19 protein-coding genes and 1 pseudogene are annotated in these 24390 nt (G+C 55.8%); 11 read left to right on the top strand and 9 right to left on the bottom strand.

All coding sequences use genetic code 11. From position 1 onward, the window contains the following. Positions 1-29: 29 nt before the first annotated feature. Positions 30-1599 (bottom strand): annotated as a pseudogene (gene cueO, locus HMPREF3143_RS09935) (multicopper oxidase CueO). Between the two features lie 145 nt (positions 1600-1744). Between cueO and HMPREF3143_RS09930 the strand changes: the two are divergent. The 3 genes from HMPREF3143_RS09930 to speD all read left to right on the top strand — a co-directional run bounded on the left by HMPREF3143_RS09930 (position 1745) and on the right by speD (position 3872). Continuing rightward, entirely contained in the window at positions 1745-2092 is a 348-nt protein-coding gene (locus HMPREF3143_RS09930; RefSeq protein ID WP_014882582.1) for a YacC family pilotin-like protein, read from the top strand. 115 nt (positions 2093-2207) lie between these two features. Beyond that, positions 2208-3077: a polyamine aminopropyltransferase gene (gene speE, locus HMPREF3143_RS09925; protein WP_047745503.1), complete on the top strand. Its 870-nt coding sequence runs from the start codon at positions 2208-2210 to the stop codon at positions 3075-3077. Next, positions 3078-3872 (top strand): adenosylmethionine decarboxylase, encoded by a 795-nt coding sequence (speD, locus tag HMPREF3143_RS09920; RefSeq protein WP_008501953.1) that lies wholly within the window; start codon positions 3078-3080, stop codon positions 3870-3872. Positions 3873-3903: 31 nt separating this feature from the next. Here speD and yacL read toward each other — a convergent pair whose 3' ends face one another. Together yacL and acnB are read right to left on the bottom strand one after the other, a co-directional pair. After that, a complete protein-coding gene (gene yacL, locus HMPREF3143_RS09915; RefSeq protein ID WP_008501954.1) occupies positions 3904-4266 on the bottom strand; it encodes a protein YacL in 363 nt (120 codons plus the stop codon). Positions 4267-4456: 190 nt separating this feature from the next. Then, positions 4457-7054, bottom strand: a complete 2598-nt coding sequence (gene acnB / locus HMPREF3143_RS09910; protein ID WP_044597141.1) for a bifunctional aconitate hydratase 2/2-methylisocitrate dehydratase — start codon at positions 7052-7054, stop codon at positions 4457-4459. Positions 7055-7452: 398 nt separating this feature from the next. Between acnB and HMPREF3143_RS09905 the strand changes: the two genes are divergently transcribed. Further along, positions 7453-9006 (top strand): DUF3300 domain-containing protein, encoded by a 1554-nt coding sequence (locus HMPREF3143_RS09905; RefSeq protein WP_070532942.1) that lies wholly within the window; start codon positions 7453-7455, stop codon positions 9004-9006. Positions 9007-9016: 10 nt separating this feature from the next. Further along, positions 9017-9808 (top strand): DUF2950 domain-containing protein, encoded by a 792-nt coding sequence (locus tag HMPREF3143_RS09900; protein WP_039024349.1) that lies wholly within the window; start codon positions 9017-9019, stop codon positions 9806-9808. A gap of 53 nt (positions 9809-9861) precedes the next feature. Here HMPREF3143_RS09900 and lpdA read toward each other — a convergent pair whose 3' ends face one another. From lpdA to pdhR, 4 genes are all read right to left on the bottom strand, one after another. Continuing rightward, the gene (lpdA, locus tag HMPREF3143_RS09895) at positions 9862-11286 is read right to left on the bottom strand and encodes a dihydrolipoyl dehydrogenase (protein WP_003856313.1); all 1425 of its coding nucleotides are present in this window, start codon (positions 11284-11286) and stop codon (positions 9862-9864) included. Positions 11287-11461: 175 nt separating this feature from the next. Next, entirely contained in the window at positions 11462-13357 is a 1896-nt protein-coding gene (gene aceF / locus HMPREF3143_RS09890; protein WP_023326706.1) for a pyruvate dehydrogenase complex dihydrolipoyllysine-residue acetyltransferase, read from the bottom strand. Between the two features lie 14 nt (positions 13358-13371). Next, positions 13372-16035 carry a pyruvate dehydrogenase (acetyl-transferring), homodimeric type gene (gene aceE, locus HMPREF3143_RS09885; protein ID WP_008501959.1) on the bottom strand — a complete coding sequence of 888 codons (2664 nt, stop codon included), beginning with the start codon at positions 16033-16035 and terminating at the stop codon, positions 13372-13374. A gap of 123 nt (positions 16036-16158) precedes the next feature. Next, positions 16159-16923: a pyruvate dehydrogenase complex transcriptional repressor PdhR gene (gene pdhR, locus HMPREF3143_RS09880; protein WP_008501960.1), complete on the bottom strand. Its 765-nt coding sequence runs from the start codon at positions 16921-16923 to the stop codon at positions 16159-16161. 263 nt (positions 16924-17186) lie between these two features. On the opposite strand from pdhR, the gene HMPREF3143_RS09875 reads away from it, so the two are divergent. The 4 genes from HMPREF3143_RS09875 (at position 17187) to HMPREF3143_RS09860 (ending at position 21354) form a co-directional block, all read left to right on the top strand. After that, positions 17187-17414 (top strand): hypothetical protein, encoded by a 228-nt coding sequence (locus HMPREF3143_RS09875; RefSeq protein WP_023293274.1) that lies wholly within the window; start codon positions 17187-17189, stop codon positions 17412-17414. A 46-nt stretch (positions 17415-17460) separates the two neighbouring features. Beyond that, entirely contained in the window at positions 17461-18831 is a 1371-nt protein-coding gene (gene aroP / locus HMPREF3143_RS09870; protein ID WP_008501961.1) for an aromatic amino acid transporter AroP, read from the top strand. 164 nt (positions 18832-18995) lie between these two features. Further along, positions 18996-20393 (top strand): glycoside-pentoside-hexuronide (GPH):cation symporter, encoded by a 1398-nt coding sequence (locus tag HMPREF3143_RS09865; protein WP_070532939.1) that lies wholly within the window; start codon positions 18996-18998, stop codon positions 20391-20393. A 10-nt stretch (positions 20394-20403) separates the two neighbouring features. Further along, positions 20404-21354, top strand: a complete 951-nt coding sequence (locus tag HMPREF3143_RS09860; protein ID WP_070532936.1) for a glycoside hydrolase family 43 protein — start codon at positions 20404-20406, stop codon at positions 21352-21354. An 18-nt stretch (positions 21355-21372) separates the two neighbouring features. On the opposite strand, the gene ampE is transcribed toward HMPREF3143_RS09860, so the two are convergent. Then, complete coding sequence (gene ampE, locus HMPREF3143_RS09855) at positions 21373-22227, bottom strand: beta-lactamase regulator AmpE (protein WP_070532933.1); 855 nt, start codon at positions 22225-22227, stop codon at positions 21373-21375. A gap of 9 nt (positions 22228-22236) precedes the next feature. After that, on the bottom strand, positions 22237-22788 hold the full coding sequence (gene ampD, locus HMPREF3143_RS09850) for a 1,6-anhydro-N-acetylmuramyl-L-alanine amidase AmpD (RefSeq protein ID WP_021240513.1): 552 nt from the start codon (positions 22786-22788) through the stop codon (positions 22237-22239). 87 nt (positions 22789-22875) lie between these two features. Between ampD and nadC the strand changes: the two genes are divergently transcribed. Beyond that, the gene (nadC, locus tag HMPREF3143_RS09845) at positions 22876-23769 is read left to right on the top strand and encodes a carboxylating nicotinate-nucleotide diphosphorylase (protein ID WP_070532930.1); all 894 of its coding nucleotides are present in this window, start codon (positions 22876-22878) and stop codon (positions 23767-23769) included. 174 nt (positions 23770-23943) lie between these two features. Then, positions 23944-24381: a prepilin peptidase-dependent pilin gene (ppdD, locus tag HMPREF3143_RS09840; RefSeq protein ID WP_008501967.1), complete on the top strand. Its 438-nt coding sequence runs from the start codon at positions 23944-23946 to the stop codon at positions 24379-24381. Positions 24382-24390 lie beyond the last annotated feature (9 nt).

Raw genomic sequence — 24390 nt, 5'->3', positions numbered from 1 at the left:
GGTAAGGCGAAGCCGCCACCCGGCTTTTTTTATACGGTAAAGCCCAGCATCATCCCCGTATCTTCATGCTCCAGCAGATGGCAGTGCGCCATGTAGGCAAACTCCTTCGGCGCATCGTGGTCAAACTTCACCAGCACCTCGCTGACGCCGCCTTCCACCTTCACCGTATCCTTCCAGCCCGCGCGATGCGCGTCCGGCGCTTTGCCGTTCTCAGAGAGAATGCGGAACTGCGTGCCGTGGATATGGAACGGGTGCAGCATCATGTCCCCTTCACCTGAAATCACCCAGCGCTCAAGCTGCCCTTTTGTCGCAGCAAACATCGGCATGTTCATATCGAACGCTTTGCCGTTGATCATGTTGGCGTTGTGGAAATCAAAGCCATGATCGCCGTGATTCATGTTCCCCATGCCGCCCATGTTGCCGTGGTCCATGTTCATGTGACCCATCATCTGCCCGTGATGCATCCCCGCCATCGCCTTATCGCCATATTTCGCCATCAGCGCCTGCATGCCCATCATATCGAGCATCGGGTTCATGGAGAGCTGCAGTTTCCGTTGCGTAAGCCCATCCAGCGACGGAAGTGCCGGCAGCGTGGTTAACGTATCAGGGAGCGTGCCGGAAGCGGTCACCCGTAACGGCTGGATACGCAGCACCGGATGCGGCTTGTCAAACGGCGCGACCGCCATCCCCATCTGGCTAACCGGCAGCGTCACGAGGTCAAACGCCTTGCCGTCGCTGATGTCCACCAGCACCTCAAAGCGTTCGCCCATCAGCATCGGCAGTTCGTTGACCTTCACCGGCTCAGGCAGCAGCCCGCCGTCGCTGGCGACGACGTACAGCGGACGCTTATCGCTGGTGGCGAAGTTGAGGGAACGCGCGTTACAGCCGTTAAGCAGGCGCAGGCGCAGCCAGCCCTTCGGCGCGGCGTGCTGAGGATAAATGGCGCCCGTTGGTCAGCAGCGTGTCGCCAAACCAGCCTACCGCCGCGCTCATCACGTCCAGCTGGTAGTCAATTTGCCCGTCAGCGGTGAATTTCTTGTCCTGCACAATCACCGGCACATCATCGATGCCCCACTGCTTCGGCAGGCGCAGCAGGCGGCTTTCGTCGTCTTCAATCAGCACCAGCCCCGCCAGCCCCATCGCTACCTGATGGCCCGTTTTGCCATGCTGATGCGGATGGAACCAGCAGGTCGCGGCGCGCTGGTTGGGCGTAAAGGTGACGCTGCGCGTGCCGCCCGCTTTGATGATGCCCTGCGGCCCGCCGTCTACCTCGCCCGGCACTTCCAGTCCGTGCCAGTGCACCGTCGTCTCTTCAGCAAGCGTATTGTGGATATCCACCGTCACCGATTTACCTTTGCGCAGCTGTAGCGCAGGACCGAGAAGATTGCCGTTATAGCCCCAGGTTGTCGCGTTGTGCGCACCGAACAGCGTGTTACCGGACTGAACGACAAGCTGGATACGGCTGCGGGCGTCAGCGGTCAGCAAATCAGGGATGGGTAAGGCAGGCCTGTCAGCCGCGAAAACCGCACGGCTCCAGAGGGGTAAGGCGCTGGCAGCCCCCAGCGCCACGGAATATTTTAAAAAATCACGACGTTGCATGTTCATTTCCTTATTTCCAGCAGGCGATCTTTTGAGCATAAACCCTCCCCTTACCGGAAGGTCAAGTAAAGCGGCAATAATAAAGATCGTCGCACTGGCATCAAGTATGCTAACGTTAATTTTCCGTGAAGAAGTGGTAGAAGCAATGAAGACGTTTTTCAGGACAATTTTGTTCGGTAGCCTGATGGCAATGTGTGCGAACAGCTATGCGCTCAGTGAAAATGAAGCGGAAGATATGGCCGATTTAACGGCGGTTTTTGTATTCCTGAAAAATGATTGTGGCTACCAGAATTTACCCAACGGGCAAATTCGCCGCGCGCTGGTCTTTTTTGCCCAGCAGAACCAGTGGGATCTCAGCAACTACGACAGCTTTGACATGAAGGCGCTCGGCGAAGACAGCTACCGTGACCTAAGCGGTATTGGCATTCCCACGGCTAAAAAATGCAAAGCGCTGGCTCGCGATTCGCTCAGCCTGCTCGCCTACGTCAAATAACCTTCCCGACGCCTCCTGTTAAACCTATAGCCGTGCAACCACGGTTATAGTTAGCTATCATGTTTCGCTCATTTTTTGTGAGCGTAACGGATGTTAACAAAGGAGGAGTCCGCGTATGGCCGACCACACGTTGTGGCATGAAACACTGCATGACCAGTTTGGTCAGTACTTTGCCGTTGATAACGTGCTCTATCATGAAAAAACCGATCACCAGGATCTCATCATCTTCGAGAATGCTGCCTTTGGCCGCGTCATGGCCCTGGACGGCGTCGTGCAAACGACCGAGCGAGATGAGTTTATCTATCATGAGATGATGACCCACGTCCCGCTGCTGGCGCACGGCCACGCGAAGCATGTCCTGATTATCGGCGGTGGCGACGGCGCAATGCTGCGTGAAGTTTCCCGCCATCGTTCCATTGAAACCATCACCATGGTGGAAATCGATGCGGGCGTCGTCTCGTTCTGCCGCCAGTACCTGCCCAACCACAATGCCGGTAGCTATGACGATCCGCGTTTTAATCTGGTGATTGATGACGGGGTTAACTTTGTTAACCAGACAACCCAGACCTTTGACGTCATTATCTCCGACTGCACCGATCCTATCGGCCCTGGCGCGTCGCTGTTTACCTCCTCGTTCTACGAAGGCTGCAAGCGTTGCCTGAATCCGGGCGGAATCTTCGTCGCCCAAAACGGCGTCTGCTTCCTGCAACAGGATGAAGCGCTGGATAGCCATCGCAAGCTCAGCACCTATTTCGAGGATGTCAGCTTCTATCAGGCGGCCATTCCGACGTACTACGGTGGGATCATGACCTTTGCCTGGGCGACGGATAACGACGTATTACGTCATCTTTCCACCGAAATTATTCAGGCCCGCTTCCATCAGGCAGGTCTACAGTGCCGATACTACAATCCGGCTATTCATACCGCAGCGTTTGCTCTGCCGCAGTACCTGCATGACGCATTATCCACTAAGGGGGTGAGCTAATTGAAAAAGCTTAAACTGCATGGCTTTAACAACCTGACCAAAAGCCTGAGTTTTTGTATTTACGATATCTGCTATGCCAAAACAGCGGAAGAACGCGATGGTTACATCGCCTATATCGACGAACTCTACAACGCCAACCGTCTGACCGAGATCCTGTCAGAAACCTGTTCCATTATCGGCGCCAACATCCTGAATATTGCCCGACAGGATTATGAACCCCAGGGCGCCAGCGTGACCATACTGGTCAGCGAAGAGCCGGTCGATCCGAAGCTTATCGACAAAACGGAACATCCGGGCCCGCTGCCGGAAGTAGTGGTTGCTCACCTAGATAAAAGCCATATCTGCGTCCATACCTACCCGGAGAGTCACCCGGAAGGCGGGCTGTGTACGTTCCGCGCCGATATTGAAGTGTCGACCTGCGGCGTGATTTCCCCACTGAACGCACTGAACTATCTCATCCACCAGCTGGAATCGGATATCGTCACGATTGATTACCGCGTGCGCGGTTTTACCCGTGACGTCAACGGCATGAAGCACTTCATCGACCACGAGATCAACTCTATTCAGAACTTTATGTCCGAGGACATGAAGTCGCTGTACGACATGATGGACGTGAACGTGTATCAGGAAAACATCTTCCATACCAAGATGTTACTTAAGGAGTTCGACCTTAAGCACTATATGTTCCACACGAAGCCGGAAGATTTAAGCGAAGAAGAGCGTAAGGCGATTACTGACCTGCTCTGGAAAGAGATGCGCGAGATCTACTACGGCCGCAACATTCCGGCCGTGTAAGTGTTGCCCGGAGCAGGGATGCTTCGGGAAATTACCGCTGTTTCATGAACTCGCGGTAGGCATTCACCACCTGAAGGAAGTCTTCTACGCCGCACAGCGACAGGCTTTCTTCGTCATAGTAGCTCATCCCCTCTTCCATCTCGTCGCCTGAAAACTCGAGCTGGTTGGCACGCACCATGACCTCTTCACCGTCCATCCACAGCGTGTATTCGTGCCCGGCGCGTTGCCAGGAGCGCTCACTGCCTTTCACCGTCTTTGCCGCCTGTTCAACCTCATCAAGAAGGGAGAGATTTTCTTTCACCTCTTCGTTAAACCAGTGTCCAACGGCTTCGTGGCCCATCGACATACGCACTTTCACCACTCCGGTGATGTCGCGCAGAAATTCGTAATCCATAGTGTTTTCCTCTGCAAAGCCATTAAGGTAATTATCGCAGCAGCGAGGAAGAAAAAAAGCGTGGGAGGTGGGAGGAATGAAAATAAAAAGGTGAGAGCAAGACCCTGCGGCCTGATGCCCTCACCCCGTCCCTCTCCCACGGGAGAGGGTGCAAACACTAAAAACCGTCTCGTAGAGACGGTTTTGCTGTTTATACTGCCGTCTGGAAGATCACCCCGTCAGCCTTCTCGGTGTACTGAGAGAGCTGGTCGAAGTTCAGGTAGCGATAGGTATCCACCGCGGTCTTATCCACCTGCGCCACGAAGGTCTGGTACTCTTCCGGCGTTGGCAGTTTGCCAATCAGCGCCGCAACCGCCGCCAGCTCCGCAGAGGCCAGGAAGACGTTCGCACCGGTACCTAAACGGTTCGGGAAGTTACGGGTCGAGGTGGAGACCACCGTCGCGCCGTCGGCTACGCGCGCCTGGTTACCCATACACAGGGAACAGCCAGGAATTTCGATACGCGCGCCGCTCTTACCAAATACGCTGTAGTAGCCCTCTTCGGTCAGCTGAGCCGCGTCCATACGGGTTGGCGGCGCCACCCACAGACGGGTTGGCAGCTGTCCTTTGTGGGTATCCAGCAGCTTACCGGCCGCGCGGAAGTGACCGATGTTGGTCATGCACGAACCAATGAACACTTCGTCGATCTTCTCGCCCTGGACCTCAGACAGCGGACGCGCGTCGTCCGGATCGTTCGGTGCACACAGGATTGGCTCTTTGATATCCGCCAGATCGATGTCGATCACCGCCGCGTACTCTGCGTCAGCATCGGCTTCCAGCAGCTGCGGATCGGCCAGCCATTTTTCCATGCCCTGGATACGACGCTCCAGCGTACGACGGTCGCCGTAGCCTTCTGCAATCATCCACTTCAGCAGCACGATGTTAGAGTTCAGGTACTCAACGATCGGCTCTTTGTTCAGCTTGATGGTACAGCCCGCAGCCGAACGCTCGGCGGAGGCATCGGTCAGCTCGAACGCCTGCTCAACTTTCAGATCCGGCAGACCTTCAATTTCCAGAATGCGGCCAGAGAAGATGTTTTTCTTCCCTTTCTTCTCAACGGTCAGCAGACCCTGTTTAATCGCATACAGCGGGATCGCGTGAACCAGGTCGCGCAGGGTAATACCCGGCTGCATTTTACCTTTGAAGCGAACCAGCACCGATTCCGGCATATCCAGCGGCATCACGCCGGTCGCGGCAGCAAACGCCACCAGACCGGAGCCCGCCGGGAAGGAGATACCGATTGGGAAACGGGTATGGGAGTCACCGCCGGTACCCACGGTATCCGGCAGCAGCATGCGGTTCAGCCAGGAGTGGATAACGCCGTCGCCCGGACGCAGGGAGACACCGCCGCGGTTCATAATGAAGTCAGGCAGCGTGTGGTGCGTGGTCACGTCAACCGGCTTCGGATACGCCGCAGTGTGGCAGAAGGACTGCATCACCAGATCGGAAGAGAAGCCCAGGCACGCCAGGTCTTTCAGTTCGTCACGGGTCATTGGGCCAGTGGTGTCCTGAGAACCGACGGAGGTCATCTTCGGCTCGCAGTAGGCGCCAGGACGGATACCGGCGACGCCGCAGGCGCGACCCACCATTTTCTGTGCCAGCGAGAAGCCGCGGTTGCTTTCCGCCACGTCTTTCGCGTGACGGAATACATCACTGTGCGGCAGACCCAGTGCTTCACGCGCTTTGGTGGTCAGGCCGCGGCCGATGATCAGCGGAATACGGCCACCGGCGCGCACTTCGTCAATCAGCACGTCGGTTTTCAGCTCGAAGCTTGCCAGCAGCTCATTGGTGTCGTGGTTACGGACTTCGCCTTTATACGGGTAGACGTCAATCACGTCGCCCATGTTCAGGTTAGAGACATCCACTTCAATTGGCAGTGCGCCAGCATCTTCCATGGTATTGAAGAAGATTGGGGCAATCTTACCGCCCAGGCACAGGCCGCCGCCGCGCTTGTTCGGCACATGCGGAATGTCGTCACCCATAAACCAGAGGACGGAGTTGGTGGCGGACTTACGGGAAGAACCGGTACCCACAACGTCACCCACGTAAGCCAGCGGGAAACCTTTCTTCTGCAGGGCTTCGATCTGTTTGATCGGGCCGACAACGCCCGGCTGATCCGGCTCAATGCCTTCACGGGCGTTTTTCAGCATCGCCAGGGCGTGCAGCGGGATATCCGGGCGAGACCACGCGTCCGGTGCCGGAGAGAGGTCATCGGTGTTGGTTTCACCGGTCACTTTGAAAACGGTAACGGTAATTTTTTCAGCCAGCGCTGGACGATTCAGGAACCATTCGGCATCGGCCCAGGACTGCATCACCTGCTTCGCATAGACGTTGCCTGCTTTGGCCTTTTCTTCCACATCGTAGAAGTTATCGAACATCAGCAGCGTAGACGAGAGCGCTTTAGCGGCAATCGGTGCCAGCTTGTCGTTATCCAGCGCGTCAATCAGCGGATGAATGTTGTAACCACCCTGCATGGTGCCGAGCAGTTCGATGGCTTTTTCAGGAGTAACCAGTGGGGAGGTGGCTTCGCCTTTGGCGATAGCAGCAAGGAATCCGGCTTTTACGTAGGCAGCTTCATCTACGCCAGGCGGTACGCGGTTGATCAGCAGATCTAACAGGAATTCTTCTTCGCCCTTAGGCGGGTTCTTCAGCAGCTCGACGAGCGCGGCCATTTGGGTTGCATCTAAAGGTTTGGGTACAATTCCCTCGGCGGCACGTTCTGCTACGTGCTTACGGTATTCTTCTAGCACGACGGTTCTCCTCGCTCTCATTGTCATATGCGGCGGGCGTTCTCTTCACGCTCCTGTGAGACAGCAGTTTGTAGGGTAAATGCCCGATACCGCGTCGGGCAGCATAGCAGGATTTCTGCACAGTGTTAATCCGTTTACAAAAAAGCAACATTAAAAAGTTTGCTGAATCGTTAAGCATGGTGTAGCGGGGATTTAGGGCATCATTTTGCGGTTCTTCTGCACCGTGACGCTTCAGTTTTTTCTTCATCAGATATAATTGTGTAATAAATACTCACACTCTTTATCCGGACGTACCGGACGCTTCCCAATAAAAGTCAAAACAGTAAAAGACGGGTGAATAATACTCACGCCAACCGTAACGCCTCACGGCACAGCGCTGGTCTCGTTGGAGTCATTTTATGAAGTTGCCCTTTAAGCCACATCTGCTCATCCTTCTGTGCAGTGCCGGGCTGCTTGCCGCCTCAGGCGTCTTGTTTGTCAAAAGTCGTGCAACGGAACCCGTTGCGCCAGCCCCCGTCGCTCAACAACCGGCGGCACCTGCCGTAGCCCAGCCCGCCCCTGTGGTCGCGCCGACCTACACTGCCGCGCAAATCGATCAGTGGGTTGCCCCCATTGCGCTCTACCCTGACGCCCTGCTTTCACAAATTCTGATGGCCTCGACTTACCCGGCCAACGTGATTCAGGCGGCTCAGTGGTCAAAAGACAACCCTAAAATGGAAGGGGACGCCGCCATTCAGGCCGTTGCCAGCCAGCCCTGGGATCCGAGCGTAAAATCGCTGGTCGCGTTTCCTCAGCTTATGTCGCTGATGGGTGAAAGCCCGCCGTGGGTACAAAATCTGGGGGATGCGTTTCTCGCGCAGCCGAAAGACGTGATGGATTCCGTTCAACGCCTGCGCGCGCTGGCACAGAAGACCGGTGCTTTACAATCTACGCCTCAGCAGACGGTCACCACCGTGACAAAGCCAGCACCAGCGAAAACCCGCGCCACCGAGGCAACGACAACAACCGCGTCTGCGCCCGCCCCAACGGTGATCAAAATTGAATCTGCCGATCCGCAGGTCGTTTATGTTCCCACCTATAACCCCAATACGGTTTACGGGACCTGGCCCAACACCGCCTATCCTCCCACCTATCTCCCGCCCACGCCCGGAGAGCAGTTTGGCAACAGCTTCGTCAACGGCTTAGGCTTCAGCCTGGGCGTTGCCACAACCTATGCCATTTTCAGCAATATCGACTGGGATGACGACGATGACTGGGACCACCACCATGACGGTGACTGGGATAATCACGGCGGCTATAACCGCAACGGTGATAACAACATCAATATCAACGTTGAGAACTTCAATAAAATCAGCGGACAGCGTCTGACGGACGCCAACCGTACCTGGCAGCATAACCCGGCCTACCGGGAAGGTGTGCCCTATCCGACTAACCAGCTTAACACCCGTTTCCACTCCACCAGCACAGTCACCGGGCTAAGCTCAACGCAGCAAAAACCGGTTAACCGGGATAGCCAGCGTCAGGCGGCCCTGAGCCAGATGGAGAAATCCACGGGGAAAACCTTCCCGCAAACGGCACGTCCCGGCACGAAAGATGTGCAGCGTCAGGCCTCGAGTGAACAGCTGAAGCAAATTTCGCAGCGCAACAACTACCGTGGCTACGACACCAAACCGCAGACGGCGAAGCGGACCACCACGCAGCAGCGAGAAAATCGTCAGGCTGTAACCCAAAGACAGGAGAAACGCGTTTCACAGCCCGCGCAGCAACGCGCTCTGCAGCAGCGAAACGGTCAGCCCCGGGCCAATGCGCTGAGCGGCAACGACAGCCGTTCCGCGAACTGGCAGGCGCAGCAGCAGCGCGGTGCGCAAAGCAGGCAGCTTGCGGCTCGCCAGCAGCAGCCCCGTCAGGTATCTGGTGGACGCGCTGAACGCCGTGAATTTAGACATCGCTAAGGGAATCGACATGAAAAGTAAACTACTCAGTGGAATGGTGTTGTTCATGCTTTCGGCCTCGGCGATGGCGCAGCAGTCCTTTAGCACGCCCGACCAGGCGACCGATGCGCTGGCCAGCGCCATTAGTGAGCATAATGAGCGCGCGATGAGCAATCTGCTTGGAGAGAACTGGCGCGATTTTCTCCCCCCCGAAGGCGTTGATCCGGATGCCGTCGATCGTTTCCTGCGCGACTGGAAAGTTCGTCATAACACCGTTGTCGAAGGAGATACGGCGCATCTTGTTGTTGGAGACAACGACTGGCAGCTTCCCATCCCGGTGATCAAAACCGCCGCCGGCTGGCAATTCGATATCAAAGAAGGGGCTGAAGAGATCCTGACCCGTGAAATCGGGCGTAACGAACTTGCCGCCATTGAAGCCCTGCATGCCTATGTCGATGCGCAGCAAAGCTACTTTGCGATGAACCAGAAATACGCGCAGAAGATTGTCAGCTCGGAAGGGAAGAAAGACGGTTTGTACTGGCCCGTCTCACCCGGCGAAACGCCCAGTCCGCTCGGACCGGCATTTAGCCCGAAAGAGCCGGGTACCGGCTATCACGGCTATCGCTTCCGGATCCTGCCGGATAATAACGGTTTCGCGATGGTGGCGTGGCCGGTCAGCTACGGTCAAACGGGCGTGATGAGCTTTGTGATAAATCAGGACGACAAGGTGTATCAGTCCGATCTCGGCAAGGATTCTGAGCAGAAAGCCCGGGCGTTAACCGCCTATAACCCGGATAAAACCTGGCAACCCGTGGCTCCCTGAACGCAGCGCATAAAAAAAGCGGCCATTGGCCGCTTTTTTTCATCTGAAGAAACTTATTTCTTCTTCGCTTTCGCGTTTGGCAGGTCGGTGATGCTGCCTTCAAACACTTCTGCCGCCAGGCCCACGGACTCGTGCAGAGTTGGGTGAGCGTGGATGGTCAGCGCGATGTCTTCCGCGTCGCAGCCCATTTCGATAGCCAGACCGATTTCACCCAGCAGCTCGCCGCCGTTGGTACCGACAATCGCACCACCGATTACGCGGTGAGTCTCTTTGTCGAAGATCAGTTTGGTCATACCGTCTGCGCAGTCGGACGCGATAGCACGGCCAGAAGCAGCCCACGGGAAGGTGGCGGTTTCGTAGCTGATGCCTTTCTCTTTCGCTTCTTTCTCAGTCAGACCCACCCATGCCACTTCTGGCTCGGTATACGCGATAGATGGGATCACTTTCGGATCGAAGTAGTGCTTCATGCCGGCGATAACTTCAGCGGCAACGTGACCTTCGTGAACACCTTTGTGCGCCAGCATTGGCTGACCGACGATATCGCCGATAGCAAAGATGTGCGGCACGTTGGTGCGCAGCTGTTTGTCAACGCGGATGAAGCCACGGTCGTCCACTTCCACGCCAGCTTTGCCCGCGTCGAGGTTCTTACCGTTCGGCACACGGCCGATCGCCACCAGCACGGCGTCGTAACGCTGTGGTTCGGATGGGGCTTTTTTGCCTTCCATGGAAACGTAAATACCGTCTTCTTTCGCTTCAACGGCAGTCACTTTGGTTTCCAGCATCAGGTTGAATTTCTTGCTGATGCGCTTGGTGAAGACTTTAACGATGTCTTTGTCAGCAGCCGGGATAACCTGGTCGAACATTTCAACCACGTCGATCTCTGAACCCAGCGCGTGGTACACGGTACCCATTTCCAGACCGATGATACCGCCGCCCATCACCAGCAGACGCTTAGGAACGGTTTTCAGCTCCAGCGCATCGGTGGAATCCCACACGCGCGGATCTTCATGTGGAATGAATGGCAGTTCGATTGGGCGAGAGCCTGCCGCGATGATCGCGTTGTCGAAGTTGATCACGGTTTTGCCGTTTTCGCCTTCCACTTCCAGGGTGTTCGCACCGGTGAATTTACCCAGACCGTTTACCACTTTCACTTTACGGCCTTTGGCCATACCCGCCAGACCGCCGGTCAGCTGAGTGATAACTTTCTCTTTCCAGGTACGAATTTTGTCGATGTCGGTCTTCGGCTCGCCGAAGACGATACCGTGTTCAGCCAGCGCTTTGGCTTCTTCGATAACTTTCGCTACGTGCAGCAGCGCTTTAGAAGGGATACAGCCGACGTTCAGACAAACACCGCCGAGGGTGCTGTAACGTTCTACGATGACGGTTTCCAGACCTAAATCCGCTGCGCGAAATGCTGCGGAGTAACCTGCCGGGCCTGCCCCAAGTACTACGACCTGAGTTTTGATTTCTGTGCTCATCATGACCTCTTAGTTTATACCCGTCGTCCACCGGGTCGTTCTATCCGCCCGCAGTTTACAAAATTGTTAACAATTTTGAAACAACAAACGGCTCACGAATTGTCGCTTTCGCCAATAACCTCACAAACGCCATGAGATTATCAGAAAAAAGCCGGCCGACTGGCCGGCTTTTCGATTACATCACCAGGCGGCGAATGTCGCTCAGCATGTTGTTGATGATGGTGATGAAACGCGCACCATCAGCACCGTCGATCACGCGGTGGTCGAAGGACAGAGAGATTGGCATCATCAGACGCGGCACGAACTCTTTGCCATTCCACACCGGCTCCATCGCGGACTTGGACACACCGAGGATAGCCACTTCCGGCGCGTTCACAATCGGCGCGAAGTGGGTGGTACCCAGGCCGCCGATGCTGGAAATGGTGAAGCAGCCGCCCTGCATTTCGCCGGCAGTCAGCTTACCATCACGCGCTTTCTTGGAGATGGTGGTCAGTTCACGGGACAGCTCAGTGATGCTCTTCTTGTTCACGTCTTTGAAGACCGGAACAACCAGACCATTTGGCGTATCAACCGCAACACCGATGTTGATGTATTTCTTCAGCGTCAGCTTCTGGCCGTCTTCGGACAGGGAGCTGTTGAAGCGTGGCATCTGTTCCAGAGCCGCAGCAACAGCCTTCATGATGAAGACCACTGGGGTGAATTTCACGTCCAGTTTACGCTTCTCAGCTTCGGCGTTCTGCTGTTTACGGAACGCTTCCAGATCGGTGATATCGGTCTTATCGAAGTGCGTAACGTGCGGGATCATCACCCAGTTACGGCTCAGGTTCGCACCAGAGATTTTCTGGATACGGCCCAGCTCCACTTCTTCGATTTCGCCGAACTTGCTGAAGTCCACTTTCGGCCATGGCAGCATGCCCGGGATACCGCCGCCAGCGGCTGCAGCTGGTGCAGCTTCGGCGCGTTTCACCGCGTCTTTCACGTAGGTCTGAACGTCTTCGCGCAGGATACGACCTTTACGGCCGGTCCCTTTCACTTTCGCCAGGTTCACACCGAATTCGCGCGCCAGGCGACGAATCAGCGGCGTCGCGTGGACGTAAGCGTCGTTTTCAGCGAACTCTGATTTTTCTGCTTTTGCAGCAGGGGCAGCGGCTGGTTTAGCAGCCTGAGCCGGTGCAGCAGCCGGTGCTGGAGCAGCCGCGGCAGCCGGAGCTGCGGCAGGCGCAGCGCCTTCCACTTCGAAGACCATGATCAGAGAGCCGGTAGACACTTTGTCGCCGGTGCTGATTTTGATCTCTTTAACGGTACCCGCGAACGGCGCAGGGACTTCCATAGAAGCCTTGTCGCCTTCAACGGTGATCAGTGACTGTTCCGCGGCAACTTTGTCGCCCACTTTTACCATCACTTCGGTGACTTCAACTTCATCACCGCCGATGTCCGGTACGTTAACGTCTTTCGCGCCGCCAGCAGCGGCTGGTGCAGCGGCCGGAGCCGGAGCAGCGGCCTGTGCAGGCGCGGCAGCAGGTGCAGCACCTGCCACTTCGAAGATCATGATCAGAGAGCCGGTAGACACTTTGTCACCGGTGTTGATTTTGATCTCTTTAACGGTACCCGCAAACGGTGCTGGCACTTCCATAGAGGCTTTATCGCCTTCTACGGTGATCAGTGACTGCTCGGCCGCAACGGTATCGCCCACTTTCACCAGGATCTCAGTGACTTCAACTTCGTCACCGCCGATGTCAGGCACGTTCACTTCTTTCGCGCTCGCGGCAGCGGCTGGAGCAGCGGCGGCCGGAGCGGCTTTCTTCTCTTCCTGCGCAGGTGCAGCAGCTGCTGCACCGTCGGCGGAATCGAAAATCATGATCAGTTTGCCGGTCTCGGTTTTATCGCCAACAGAGACTTTGATCTCTTTAACGATGCCAGCCTGAGGAGACGGGACTTCCATAGAGGCTTTGTCGCCTTCTACGGTGATCAGCGACTGTTCAGCTTCAACTTTGTCGCCTACTTTGACCAGGATCTCGGTGATTTCAACTTCATCAGCCCCGATGTCCGGTACATTGATTTCGATAGCCATTATTCTTTTACCTCTTACGCCAGACGCGGGTTAACTTTTTCTGCATCGATGTTGAATTTGGTAATTGCGTCTGCAACCACTTTCTTATCGATTTCGCCACGTTTAGCCAGTTCGCCCAGTGCTGCTACAACCACGTAAGAAGCATCAACTTCGAAGTGGTGACGCAGGTTTTCGCGGCTGTCAGAACGACCGAAGCCGTCAGTACCCAGAACGCGATAATCATCAGCTGGAACGTAAGTACGAACCTGCTCAGCGAACAGTTTCATATAGTCAGTAGACGCCACCGCTGGCGCGTCGTTCATCACCTGAGCGATGTACGGTACGCGTGGGGTTTCCAGTGGGTGCAGCATGTTCCAGCGCTCACAATCCTGGCCATCACGCGCCAGTTCAGTGAAGGAGGTCACAGAGTACACGTCGGAACCGACACCGTAGTCTTTCGCCAGGATCTGCGCTGCTTCACGAACGTGACGCAGGATAGAACCGGAGCCCAGCAGCTGAACTTTACCTTTGCTACCTTCGATGGTTTCGAGTTTGTAGATACCTTTACGGATACCTTCCTCGGCACCTGCTGGCATTGCCGGCATGTGGTAGTTTTCGTTCAGGGTGGTGATGTAGTAGTAAATGTTCTCCTGCGCTTCACCGTACATGCGCTGCAGACCGTCATGCATGATGACTGCCACTTCGTACGCGTAAGACGGGTCGTAAGAGATACAGTTAGGGATAGTCAGAGACTGAATGTGGCTGTGACCATCTTCGTGCTGCAGACCTTCACCGTTCAGGGTCGTACGACCGGAAGTACCACCGATCAGGAAGCCGCGAGCCTGCTGGTCGCCTGCCTGCCAGCACAGGTCACCGATACGCTGGAACCCGAACATGGAGTAGTAAATGTAGAACGGGATCATCGGCAGGTTGTTGGTGCTGTAAGAGGTCGCAGCGGCCAGCCAGGATGCGCCTGCGCCCAGCTCGTTGATACCTTCCTGCAGGATCTGACCTTTCTCGTCTTCTTTGTAGTATGCAACCTGCTCACGGTCCTGCGGGGTGTACTGCTGGCCGTTCGGGCTGTAGATACCGATCTGACGGAACAGACCTTCCATACCGAAAGTACGCGCTTCGTCGGCGATGATTGGCACCAGGCGATCTTTGATCGACTTGTTCTTCAGCATCACGTTCAGGGCACGAACGAAAGCGATAGTGGTAGAGATCTCTTTGTTCTGCTCTTCCAGCAGCTGAGAGAAGTCTTCCAGCGCTGGCAGTTCCAGCTTCTCGGTGAAGTTAGGCTGACGAGCTGGCAGGTAGCCTTTCAGCGCCTGACGACGTTCGTGCAGGTACTTGTGCTCTTCGGAGCCTTCCGGGAAGGTGATGTAAGACAGGTTTTCGACCTGCTCATCGGTCACTGGAACGTTGAAACGGTCGCGGATATAGCGCACGCCGTCCATGTTCATTTTCTTAACCTGGTGAGCGATGTTCTTACCTTCTGCGGTATCACCCATGCCGTAACCTTTGATGGTGTGGGCCAGGATTACAGTCGCTTTACCTTTGGTTTCACGCGCTTTTTTCAGTGCAGCGTAAATTTTCTTCGGATCGTGACCACCGCGGTTCAGGGCCCAGATCTGCTCATCAGTCCAGTCTGCAACCAGGGCTGCGGTTTCTGGATATTTGCCGAAGAAGTGCTCACGCACGTAGGCACCGTCTTTGGATTTGAAGGTCTGGTAGTCACCGTCAACGGTTTCGTTCATCAGCTGGATCAGTTTACCGCTGGTGTCTTTACGCAGCAGTTCGTCCCAACGGGAACCCCACATGACTTTGATCACGTTCCAGCCAGCACCTGCGAAGATGCCTTCCAGTTCGTTGATGATCTTGCCGTTACCGGTTACCGGACCATCCAGACGCTGCAGGTTACAGTTGATGATGAAGCACAGGTTGTCCAGCTTCTCACGGGTCGCGATGGTGATCGCGCCTTTAGATTCTGGCTCATCCATTTCGCCGTCGCCCAGGAAGGCGTATACGGTCTGCTCAGAGGTGTCTTTCAGACCACGGTGTTCCAGATACTTCAGGAATTTCGCCTGGTAGATCGCACCGATTGGGCCCAGACCCATTGATACGGTTGGGAACTGCCAGAATTCAGGCATCAGTTTAGGGTGCGGGTAAGAAGACAGACCTTTACCGTGAACTTCCTGACGGAAGTTGTTCATCTGCTCTTCAGTCAGACGACCTTCCAGGAATGCACGTGCATAGATGCCCGGAGAGATGTGGCCCTGGAAGTACACCAGATCGCCGCCGTCTTTCTCGTTCGCTGCACGGAAGAAGTGGTTGAAGCACACTTCGTAAACGGTCGCAGAAGACTGGAAGGACGCCATGTGGCCACCCAGTTCCAGGTCTTTCTTGGATGCGCGCAGAACGGTCATGATGGCGTTCCAGCGGATTGCAGAACGGATACGACGTTCCAGATCCAGATTGCCCGGGTATTCCGGTTCGTCTTCAACGGCAATCGTGTTTACGTAGTTGCTAGCCCCTGCACCTGAAGCAACCTTCACGCCGCCTTTGCGGGCTTCAGAAAGCAGCTGATCAATCAGATACTGAGCGCGCTCAACACCTTCTTCACGGATGACCGATTCGATCGCCTGTAGCCAGTCGCGAGTTTCGATCGGATCCACGTCATTTTGGAGACGTTCTGACATGGGGGTATTCCTTATCTATCTAATACGTTGATTTGTCTGGAACCTGTCCCATTGTGCTCTTGGGCAAGAACACAATAAGACAGGTTCTGCGTTTAGTTGCCGCGCTCTAAAAGTACCTGGCGCTTAATCCTTTCGTTGCTGTATGCGGCGTAATGAACGTTCGCGACGCGATTGTTCACGGCTGCGGTCCAGCAAGATTTCCTCAATGAAAGCCAGATGGCGGTGCGACGCTTCGCGCGCCTGCTCCGGTTCCCCGGCCATTATCGCCTCGAATACTCGGGTGCGATGGTTGCTTACCAGTGGGAGCATGTCCCGACGGGCATACAACAATTCAAAATTTTGACGAACGTTCTGGGCCAGCATCGGCTCCATGCAGCGTAGCAGATGGAGGAGCACCACGTTGTGGGCCGCTTCGGTGACGGCAATTTGATACTGGACGACGGCGCTGGACTCGGCGTCTAAATCGCCGGACTGCTGTGCCCGTTCAATGGCCTGATGCAGCTCGCGGATACGCACGCGATCTTCATCAGTGCTGCGAAGGGCGGCGTAATAGGCCGCAATACCTTCCAGCGCGTGACGGGTCTCAAGCAGGTCAAACTGGGATTCTGGGTGGTCAGAGAGAAGTTCTACCAGCGGATCGCTGAAGCTCTGCCACAGGCTGTTTTGCACAAAGGTTCCGCCGCCCTGGCGACGAAGCAGCAAGCCCTTTGCTTCGAGGCGTTGAATCGCCTCACGCAGAGAGGGACGTGAAACGTCGAACTGTTTTGCCAGTTCGCGTTCTGGCGGAAGTTTCTCACCCGGGCGCAGAGTCCCTTCGAGGATTAAAAACTCCAGCTGCTGCTCAATCACATCAGATAGTTTTGGTTGGCGAATTTTGCTGTAGGCCATATTCCCTGTCTTACGCCTTTTTGCCCGGAGTCAATTGGTCTTACCAATTTCTATTTCGTATCGCTAAAGTAACAAAGTATTCACCTTCTGTCCATATTGGTTTTGATTGAAATCAGTAAACCCTGCACATTTTAACAACCTTACAGAAATAACGTTTCAGAAATGTAACTTTGCACAAATGAGTTGATTACCCCCAAAGAGGGAGTTTTAACCATAATGAAACGAGGGTTTTTGCAATCTGAAGCGATTCAACAAGGCAAATAATGAAAATTCGCCCACTTAAGGCGCATTTCTATTCTATAGGTTGGGTGAGGAACAACGAGCGGGCCGATTTACAAATGCTTTCTTTTTATTCAAGTCGTCATCACCCCTTCATAAAGCAGGTGCATTCGCAGGCACTTACCACTATTCTGGCGCTTACGGAAGTCATCTCCGCTTTTTTCGGTCTCGTTTACCGTAAAGAAATAAATACAGAATATGGATTTTCATAATTACACACGCTCAGCGTGAACATAACAACCACACACGAGGTTTCAAATGGAAGCTCAACAGCACGGCGATCAGCTAAAGCGCGGGCTTAAAAACCGCCATATTCAGCTCATCGCACTGGGCGGTGCGATTGGTACCGGCCTGTTTCTGGGCAGCGCATCCGTTATCCAGTCTGCCGGTCCGGGCATTATTTTGGGTTACGCGATTGCGGGTTTCATTGCTTTTCTGATCATGCGCCAGCTGGGCGAAATGGTCGTGGAAGAGCCGGTCGCAGGCTCCTTCAGCCACTTTGCCTATAAGTACTGGGGCAGCTTTGCCGGTTTCGCCTCGGGCTGGAACTACTGGGTGCTGTACGTTCTGGTTGCCATGGCCGAACTGACCGCCGTCGGGAAATACATTCAGTTCTGGTATCCCGAAATCCCAACCTGGGCTTCTGCTGCAGCCTTCTTCGTCATTATCAACGCCATTAACCTGACCAACGTTAAAGTGTTCGGGGAGATGGAGTTCTGGTTTGCCATCATCAAGGTCATTGCCGTGGTGGCGATGATTATCTTCGGCGGCTGGCTGCTGTTCAGCGGCAACGGCGGCCCGCAGGCCACGGTGCGCAACCTCTGGGAACAGGGTGGCTTCCTGCCTCACGGCATGACCGGCCTGGTGATGATGATGGCGATCATTATGTTCTCCTTCGGCGGCCTGGAGCTGGTGGGCATCACCGCCGCAGAAGCCGACAACCCTGAGCAGAGCATCCCGAAAGCCACAAATCAGGTTATCTACCGCATCCTGATCTTCTATGTGGGCTCACTGGCGGTGCTGCTCTCCCTGCTGCCGTGGACGCGCGTGACTGCTGACACCAGCCCGTTTGTGCTGATCTTCCACGAGCTGGGCGATACCTTTGTCGCCAACGCGCTGAACATCGTGGTGCTGACCGCAGCGCTCTCCGTTTACAACAGCTGCGTATACTGCAACAGCCGCATGCTGTTCGGCCTCGCCCAGCAGGGTAACGCGCCGAAGATGCTGCTTAACGTTGATAAACGTGGCGTGCCGGTGAATACCATCATTGTTTCCGCCATCGTGACCGCCCTGTGCGTGCTCATTAACTACATGGCACCGGAATCGGCGTTTGGCCTGCTGATGGCGCTGGTGGTCTCTGCGCTGGTCATCAACTGGGCGATGATCAGCCTGGCGCACATGAAGTTCCGCCGCGCGAAGCAGCAGCAGGGCGTCACCACGCGCTTCCCTGCCCTGCTCTATCCGCTGGGTAACTGGATCTGCCTGCTGTTCATGGCGGCCGTGCTGGTGATCATGCTGATCACCCCAGGTATGGCGATTTCCGTCTACCTGATCCCGGTCTGGATTGCAGTACTCGGCGTTGGCTATCTCTTCAGTCAGAAAAGCCGTAATGCCATGAAGGCGCACTAAGCCTCCCACCGCGGTGCCTGCTTTTGCGGGTGCCGCGCGTTGTTACCTCCTTCACACTTTCACGCCCACAGCGCATTTATCCATATCACCGCCCTGATACTGCAACGCATATATCCCTTCGCCAGCAAATAATTCTCTCCATACCGTAACCCGGAGAGCAGTCTATGGATAACGCAAAGCTGTCAGTAAAAGAAAAGATCGGCTATGGGATGGGCGACGCCGGATGTAACATCATCTTCGGCGCCATCATGCTGTTTGTTAACTATTTTTATACGGATATTTTTGGTCTGGCCCCTGCGCTGGTCGGCGTGCTGCTGCTGTCCGTCCGCGTGATTGACGCCGTTACGGACCCGATCATGGGCGCGATTGCCGACCGCACCCGCAGCAAATATGGCCGGTTTCGTCCATGGCTGCTTTGGATCGCTTTCCCGTACGCGCTGTTCAGCATCCTGATGTTCACCACGCCAGAGTGGAGCTATAACAGCAAAGTTATCTATGCCTTTGTCACCTACTTCCTGCTGTCGCTCACCTACACCGCCATCAACATCCCCTACTGCTCGCTGGGCGGGGTGATCACTAACGATCCAAAAGAGCGCGTCGCCTGCCAGTCGTATCGCTTCGTGCTGGTCGGCATCGCCACGCTGCTGCTCTCATTAACGCTGCTGCCCATGGCAGACTGGTTTGGCGGGGACAACAAAGCCAAAGGCTACCAGATGGCCATGACCGTGCTGGCGCTGATTGGCACCTGCATGTTCCTGTTCTGCTTCGCCACCGTGCGCGAGCGCGTGCGCCCGGCAGTCCAGACCAATGACCAGTTGAAAAACGACCTGAAAGACGTGTGGAAGAACGACCAGTGGGTGCGCATTCTGCTCCTGACGCTCTGCAACGTCTGCCCCGGCTTTATCCGCATGGCGGCCACCATGTATTACGTCACCTGGGTCATGGGCCAGAGCACCCACTTCGCCACGCTGTTTATCAGCCTGGGCGTTGTCGGCATGATGCTCGGCAGCGTGCTGGCAAAAGTGCTGACCGACCGCTGGTGCAAGCTGAAGGTCTTCTTCTGGACCAACATCGTGCTGGCGATTTTCTCCTGCGCCTTTTATTTCTTCGACCCGAAAGCGACCGTCACCATCGTGGTGCTCTACGTCCTGCTGAACATCCTGCACCAGATCCCGTCTCCGCTGCACTGGTCGCTGATGGCCGACGTGGATGACTACGGCGAGTGGAAAACCGGGAAACGCATCACCGGCATCAGCTTCTCGGGCAACATCTTCTTCCTCAAGCTGGGGCTGGCGATTGCCGGGGCGATGGTCGGTTTTCTGCTCTCCTGGTACGGCTACGACGCGGGGGCGAAAGCGCAAAGCGCAGACGCCCTGAACGGGATTGTGCTGCTGTTTACCGTTATCCCGGGGGTGGGTTATTTGATTACCGCGGGCGTGGTGCGCCTGCTGAAGGTGGATCGTGAAACCATGAAGCAGATCCAGGCCGATCTGGAAAAGCGCCGCACCAACTACCACGAGCTGAGCGATTATCAGGAACTGAAAGCCGCTGAGACTAAATAAGGAAAGCCGAATGCAAACCTGGCCAAACCCGTTTATTGAACAACGCGCCGACCCGTATATCCTGCGCCACGATGGGCAATATTACTTTATCGCCTCCGTGCCGCAGTACGACAGGCTGGCGATCCGCCGTGCAGACTCGCTGGAAGGCTTACGTCATGCCGCAGAGGTGGTGGTCTGGCGTAAACCCGACGCCGGACCAATGAGCCAGCTGATATGGGCGCCGGAACTGCACCACATTGACGGAAAGTGGTACATCTATTTTGCCGCGACGCACACCCAGGCGCTCGACGCGCTCGGGATGTTTCAGCACCGCATGTTTGCCATTGAATGTGCCGACAGCGATCCGCTCACCGGCACGTGGGTGGAAAAAGGGCAGATAAAAACCCCGTTCGACACCTTCGCGCTGGACGCCACCACCTTTGTGCATCAGGGCAAACGCTGGTATCTGTGGGCGCAAAAAGCGCCGGACATCTCCGGGAACTCCAACCTTTATCTGTGTGAAATGGCGAATCCGTGGACGCTGAAAGGCGAGCCGGTGATGCTCAGCAAGCCGGAGTATGACTGGGAGTGTCGCGGGTTTTGGGTCAACGAAGGCCCGGCGGTGCTGTTCCATGGCAACAAACTGTTTATCAGCTATTCCGCCAGCGCCACCGACGAGAACTACTGCATGGGGCTGCTGTGGATAGACCTGAATGCCGATCCGCAAAACCCATTGAACTGGCACAAATCCCCGCGCCCCGTATTCGCCACCAGCTACGAAAATCGCCAGTACGGCCCGGGACACAACAGCTTTACGCAAACGCCGGAAGGGGAGGATGTGCTGGTGTATCACGCGCGGAACTACACCGAAATTGAGGGCGATCCGCTGTACGATCCAAACCGCCATACCCGCCTGAAGCTCGTCCGCTGGGACGAAAACGGGATGCCTGATTTCGGCATCCCGCCTGCGGATACGCTTTAGTCTTTGCGGCGCGCTGGCTTACACCAGCGTGCCGTAGATCGTCAGCAACGCCACGACCACAACCACCACGAACGACGCTTTCTTCGCCATGGAGACAGCGGCTTTCGGCGTTTCAATCTTGTCGGTATGCGGCTCGCGCGCCAGCGAGAACTGCGCCAGACGCGTTAACACCTGATACTGCGACGTATGGCGGTCGGCAAGCGAGGCGAACCACGCGGGCAGCGCTTTTTCACCGTGGCCAATTAACGCGTACACCACGCCCACCAGACGCACCGGAAGCCAGTCAACCACGTGCAGGATGGCATCAATGCCGGACAGCAAACGCTCGTGCGGCGTCAGATAGCGGGCAAGCCAGGTCTGCCAGGCGCGCAGGAACGCATACCCCATCAGCAAGACCGGTCCCCATGGACCGCCCACCACAAACCAGAACAGCGGCGCCAGGTAGTAACGGAAGTTAATCCACAGCAGCGCGTTCTGCAGTTCGCGCAGGAACTCGCGCTCGTCGCAGTCCGGCGGCACGCCGTGGATCATCGTCAGCTCGCTCGCCATGGCATTGCGCGCATGGGCATCGTCACGGGAGGCGGCTTTCAGGTACGCGTGATAGTGCAAACGCACCTTGCCCGCACCAATGCACAGCACGCCGAGCAGGATCCACACCACCAACAGCGGCACGTTGAAAAAGAGTCCATACAGCGCGCGCAGCAGCAGGAACGTAATCACCATCACACCCGCCATCATCAGCAGCGTGCGCAGCATGGAAAAGTGCTTGATACGGCGGAATAACGCCTCCAGCCGGTGATCCAGATGCCAGTGCTCACCGAGCTTGAACAGGCGTTCAGCGATGATAACCAGCAGCATGGTAAACAACGTCATGGTATCTCCTTATTCTGACGACGCGGTGAGCATGGCGCGGAACCGCGGCCAGTCAAATGCCGGGCCGGGATCGGTTTTTCTCGCCGGAGCGATATCGCTGTGCCCGGTAATATTGTCGGCGATGGCCGGGTAAAGTCCGATAAGCGTGCGGGTCAGAGCCGCTAGCTGTTGATACTGTGAATCGGTGTAGGGCGTGGTATCCGTGCCTTCCAGTTCGATCCCGATAGAAAAATCGTTGCACCGTTCGCGCCCGTGATACATCGACACCCCGGCATGCCAGGCGCGCTTATCAAAGGGAACATACTGAACCACTTCACCATCGCGACGAATCAGGCAATGAGCCGACACGCGTAGATGCGCAATCTCAGCAAAGAAAGGATGGGCATCGGGATCTATCGTTCCCGTGAATAACGCATCGATCCACGGGCCGCCAAATTCCCCCGGCGGGAGACTAATATTATGAACCACCAGCAGTGTGGGCTTTTCATCCTCCGGGCGGCAGTCGTGGTGCGGCGAAGGCACATGCCGCGCATCCACCAGCCATCCGTTTTCTAACAACATGCTGGAACTCCTTATGTATGGTGCTGTTACTCGGTTCAGAGTAGCATGTTTCAATATTTTGATTCGTTACCAATTTGGAGTTTTATCATGCCGCCTCGCCGCTACAACCCCGACCACCGACGTGAAGCGCTTCTGGAACGTATTAATATGGATATTCCGGCAAGCGTTGCCCATGCTTTGAAAGAAGATCTGGGCGGTGACATCAATGCCGATAAAGATATTACCGCACAATTGTTGCCGAAAGAGACGCGCTCCCACGCGGTCATTATCACCCGTGAAGAGGGTGTTTTTTGCGGCAAGCGCTGGGTTGAAGAGGTCTTTACCCAGCTGGCGGGCGATGATGTGCAGGTCACATGGCACGTGGAGGACGGCGATAGCGTCACGCCAAATCAGCCGCTTTTCGAGCTGGACGGCCCTTCCCGCGTCTTGCTGACCGGCGAACGTACCGCGCTCAATTTTGTACAAACGCTCTCTGGCGTCGCCAGCGAAGTGCGTCGTTACGTTGACCTGCTGGCCGGCACCCGAACCCAGCTGCTGGATACCCGCAAAACGCTGCCGGGCCTGCGCACGGCGCTGAAGTACGCGGTGCTCTGCGGCGGCGGCGCAAACCATCGTCTGGGCCTGTCCGACGCTTTCCTGATTAAAGAGAACCACATTATTGCATCGGGTTCCGTACGTCAGGCGGTGGAGAAGGCCTTCTGGCTGCATCCGGATGTGCCGGTTGAAGTAGAAGTGGAAAACCTGGACGAGCTGGAGCAGGCGATTAAGGCCGGGGCCGATATCATCATGCTCGATAACTTCGAAACCGAGCAGATGCGTGAGGCGGTAAAACTGACCAATGGCCGGGCCCAGCTCGAAGTCTCCGGGAACGTCACCTTCGAAACGATCCGTGAATTCGCCGAAACCGGCGTGGATTACATCTCAGTCGGCGCGCTGACCAAGCACGTTCGCGCCCTCGACCTCTCGATGCGTTTTAAATAGTGATTCCTCCCCTCTCCGCCTGGAGAGGGGAATTTCAGCCCCGCTCGCAAATCCGCTGTTCTTTCCTGCAACACCGCATTAATTCTCTGAATGCGCTTTCCCGTTCCCTTTTTTGCCCCTCGTTTCTGCCCTTTTGCGCTGACAAAGTAGCGCCACTTAACGTAAGGAGCAGATATGAACAGACAACACGGATTCACTCTTATTGAGCTGATGGTGGTCATCGGCATTATTGCGATTCTGAGCGCCATCGGCATACCTGCCTATCAGAACTACCTGCGCAAAGCGGCGCTGACCGATATGCTGCAAACCTTCGTTCCCTACCGCACCGCCATTGAACTTTGCGCGCTGGATCACGGTGGTGTGGAGAGCTGCGATGCCAACAGCAACGGCATCCCTTCCCCCACCACGACACGCTACGTTTCCGGAATGAGCGTAGCGAAAGGGATCGTGACCTTAACAGGACAGGAAAGTCTTAACGGGCTGGAAGTGGTCATGACGCCGCAGTGGAACAACGGCAACGGGATGACGGGCTGGACGCGCGTCTGCAACATCAGTGCTGATAGCGCTCTGAAGCAGGCCTGCGAAGACGTTTTCCGCTTCAGCAATAACTGAGGAGCGGAG

It is taken from the genome of Enterobacter sp. HMSC16D10, assembly GCF_001807145.1.
Lineage (GTDB): Bacteria > Pseudomonadota > Gammaproteobacteria > Enterobacterales > Enterobacteriaceae > Enterobacter > Enterobacter roggenkampii.
Note: the sequence above shows the minus strand (reverse complement) of the source record. Positions and strands in the feature narration are given on the sequence as shown.

Coding starts and splice junctions, on each gene's coding strand:
- HMPREF3143_RS09905 (WP_070532942.1), top strand. CDS start 7,453: ATGAAGTTGCCCTTTAAGCCACATCTGCTCATCCTTCTGTGCAGTGCC.
- aroP (WP_008501961.1), top strand. CDS start 17,461: ATGGAAGCTCAACAGCACGGCGATCAGCTAAAGCGCGGGCTTAAAAAC.
- ampD (WP_021240513.1), bottom strand. CDS start 22,788: ATGTTGTTAGAAAACGGATGGCTGGTGGATGCGCGGCATGTGCCTTCG.
- pdhR (WP_008501960.1), bottom strand. CDS start 16,923: ATGGCCTACAGCAAAATTCGCCAACCAAAACTATCTGATGTGATTGAG.
- yacL (WP_008501954.1), bottom strand. CDS start 4,266: ATGGATTACGAATTTCTGCGCGACATCACCGGAGTGGTGAAAGTGCGT.
- HMPREF3143_RS09900 (WP_039024349.1), top strand. CDS start 9,017: ATGAAAAGTAAACTACTCAGTGGAATGGTGTTGTTCATGCTTTCGGCC.
- aceE (WP_008501959.1), bottom strand. CDS start 16,035: ATGTCAGAACGTCTCCAAAATGACGTGGATCCGATCGAAACTCGCGAC.
- HMPREF3143_RS09865 (WP_070532939.1), top strand. CDS start 18,996: ATGGATAACGCAAAGCTGTCAGTAAAAGAAAAGATCGGCTATGGGATG.
- ppdD (WP_008501967.1), top strand. CDS start 23,944: ATGAACAGACAACACGGATTCACTCTTATTGAGCTGATGGTGGTCATC.
- aceF (WP_023326706.1), bottom strand. CDS start 13,357: ATGGCTATCGAAATCAATGTACCGGACATCGGGGCTGATGAAGTTGAA.
- nadC (WP_070532930.1), top strand. CDS start 22,876: ATGCCGCCTCGCCGCTACAACCCCGACCACCGACGTGAAGCGCTTCTG.
- ampE (WP_070532933.1), bottom strand. CDS start 22,227: ATGACGTTGTTTACCATGCTGCTGGTTATCATCGCTGAACGCCTGTTC.
- HMPREF3143_RS09860 (WP_070532936.1), top strand. CDS start 20,404: ATGCAAACCTGGCCAAACCCGTTTATTGAACAACGCGCCGACCCGTAT.
- lpdA (WP_003856313.1), bottom strand. CDS start 11,286: ATGAGCACAGAAATCAAAACTCAGGTCGTAGTACTTGGGGCAGGCCCG.
- speE (WP_047745503.1), top strand. CDS start 2,208: ATGGCCGACCACACGTTGTGGCATGAAACACTGCATGACCAGTTTGGT.
- HMPREF3143_RS09930 (WP_014882582.1), top strand. CDS start 1,745: ATGAAGACGTTTTTCAGGACAATTTTGTTCGGTAGCCTGATGGCAATG.
- HMPREF3143_RS09875 (WP_023293274.1), top strand. CDS start 17,187: ATGAAAATTCGCCCACTTAAGGCGCATTTCTATTCTATAGGTTGGGTG.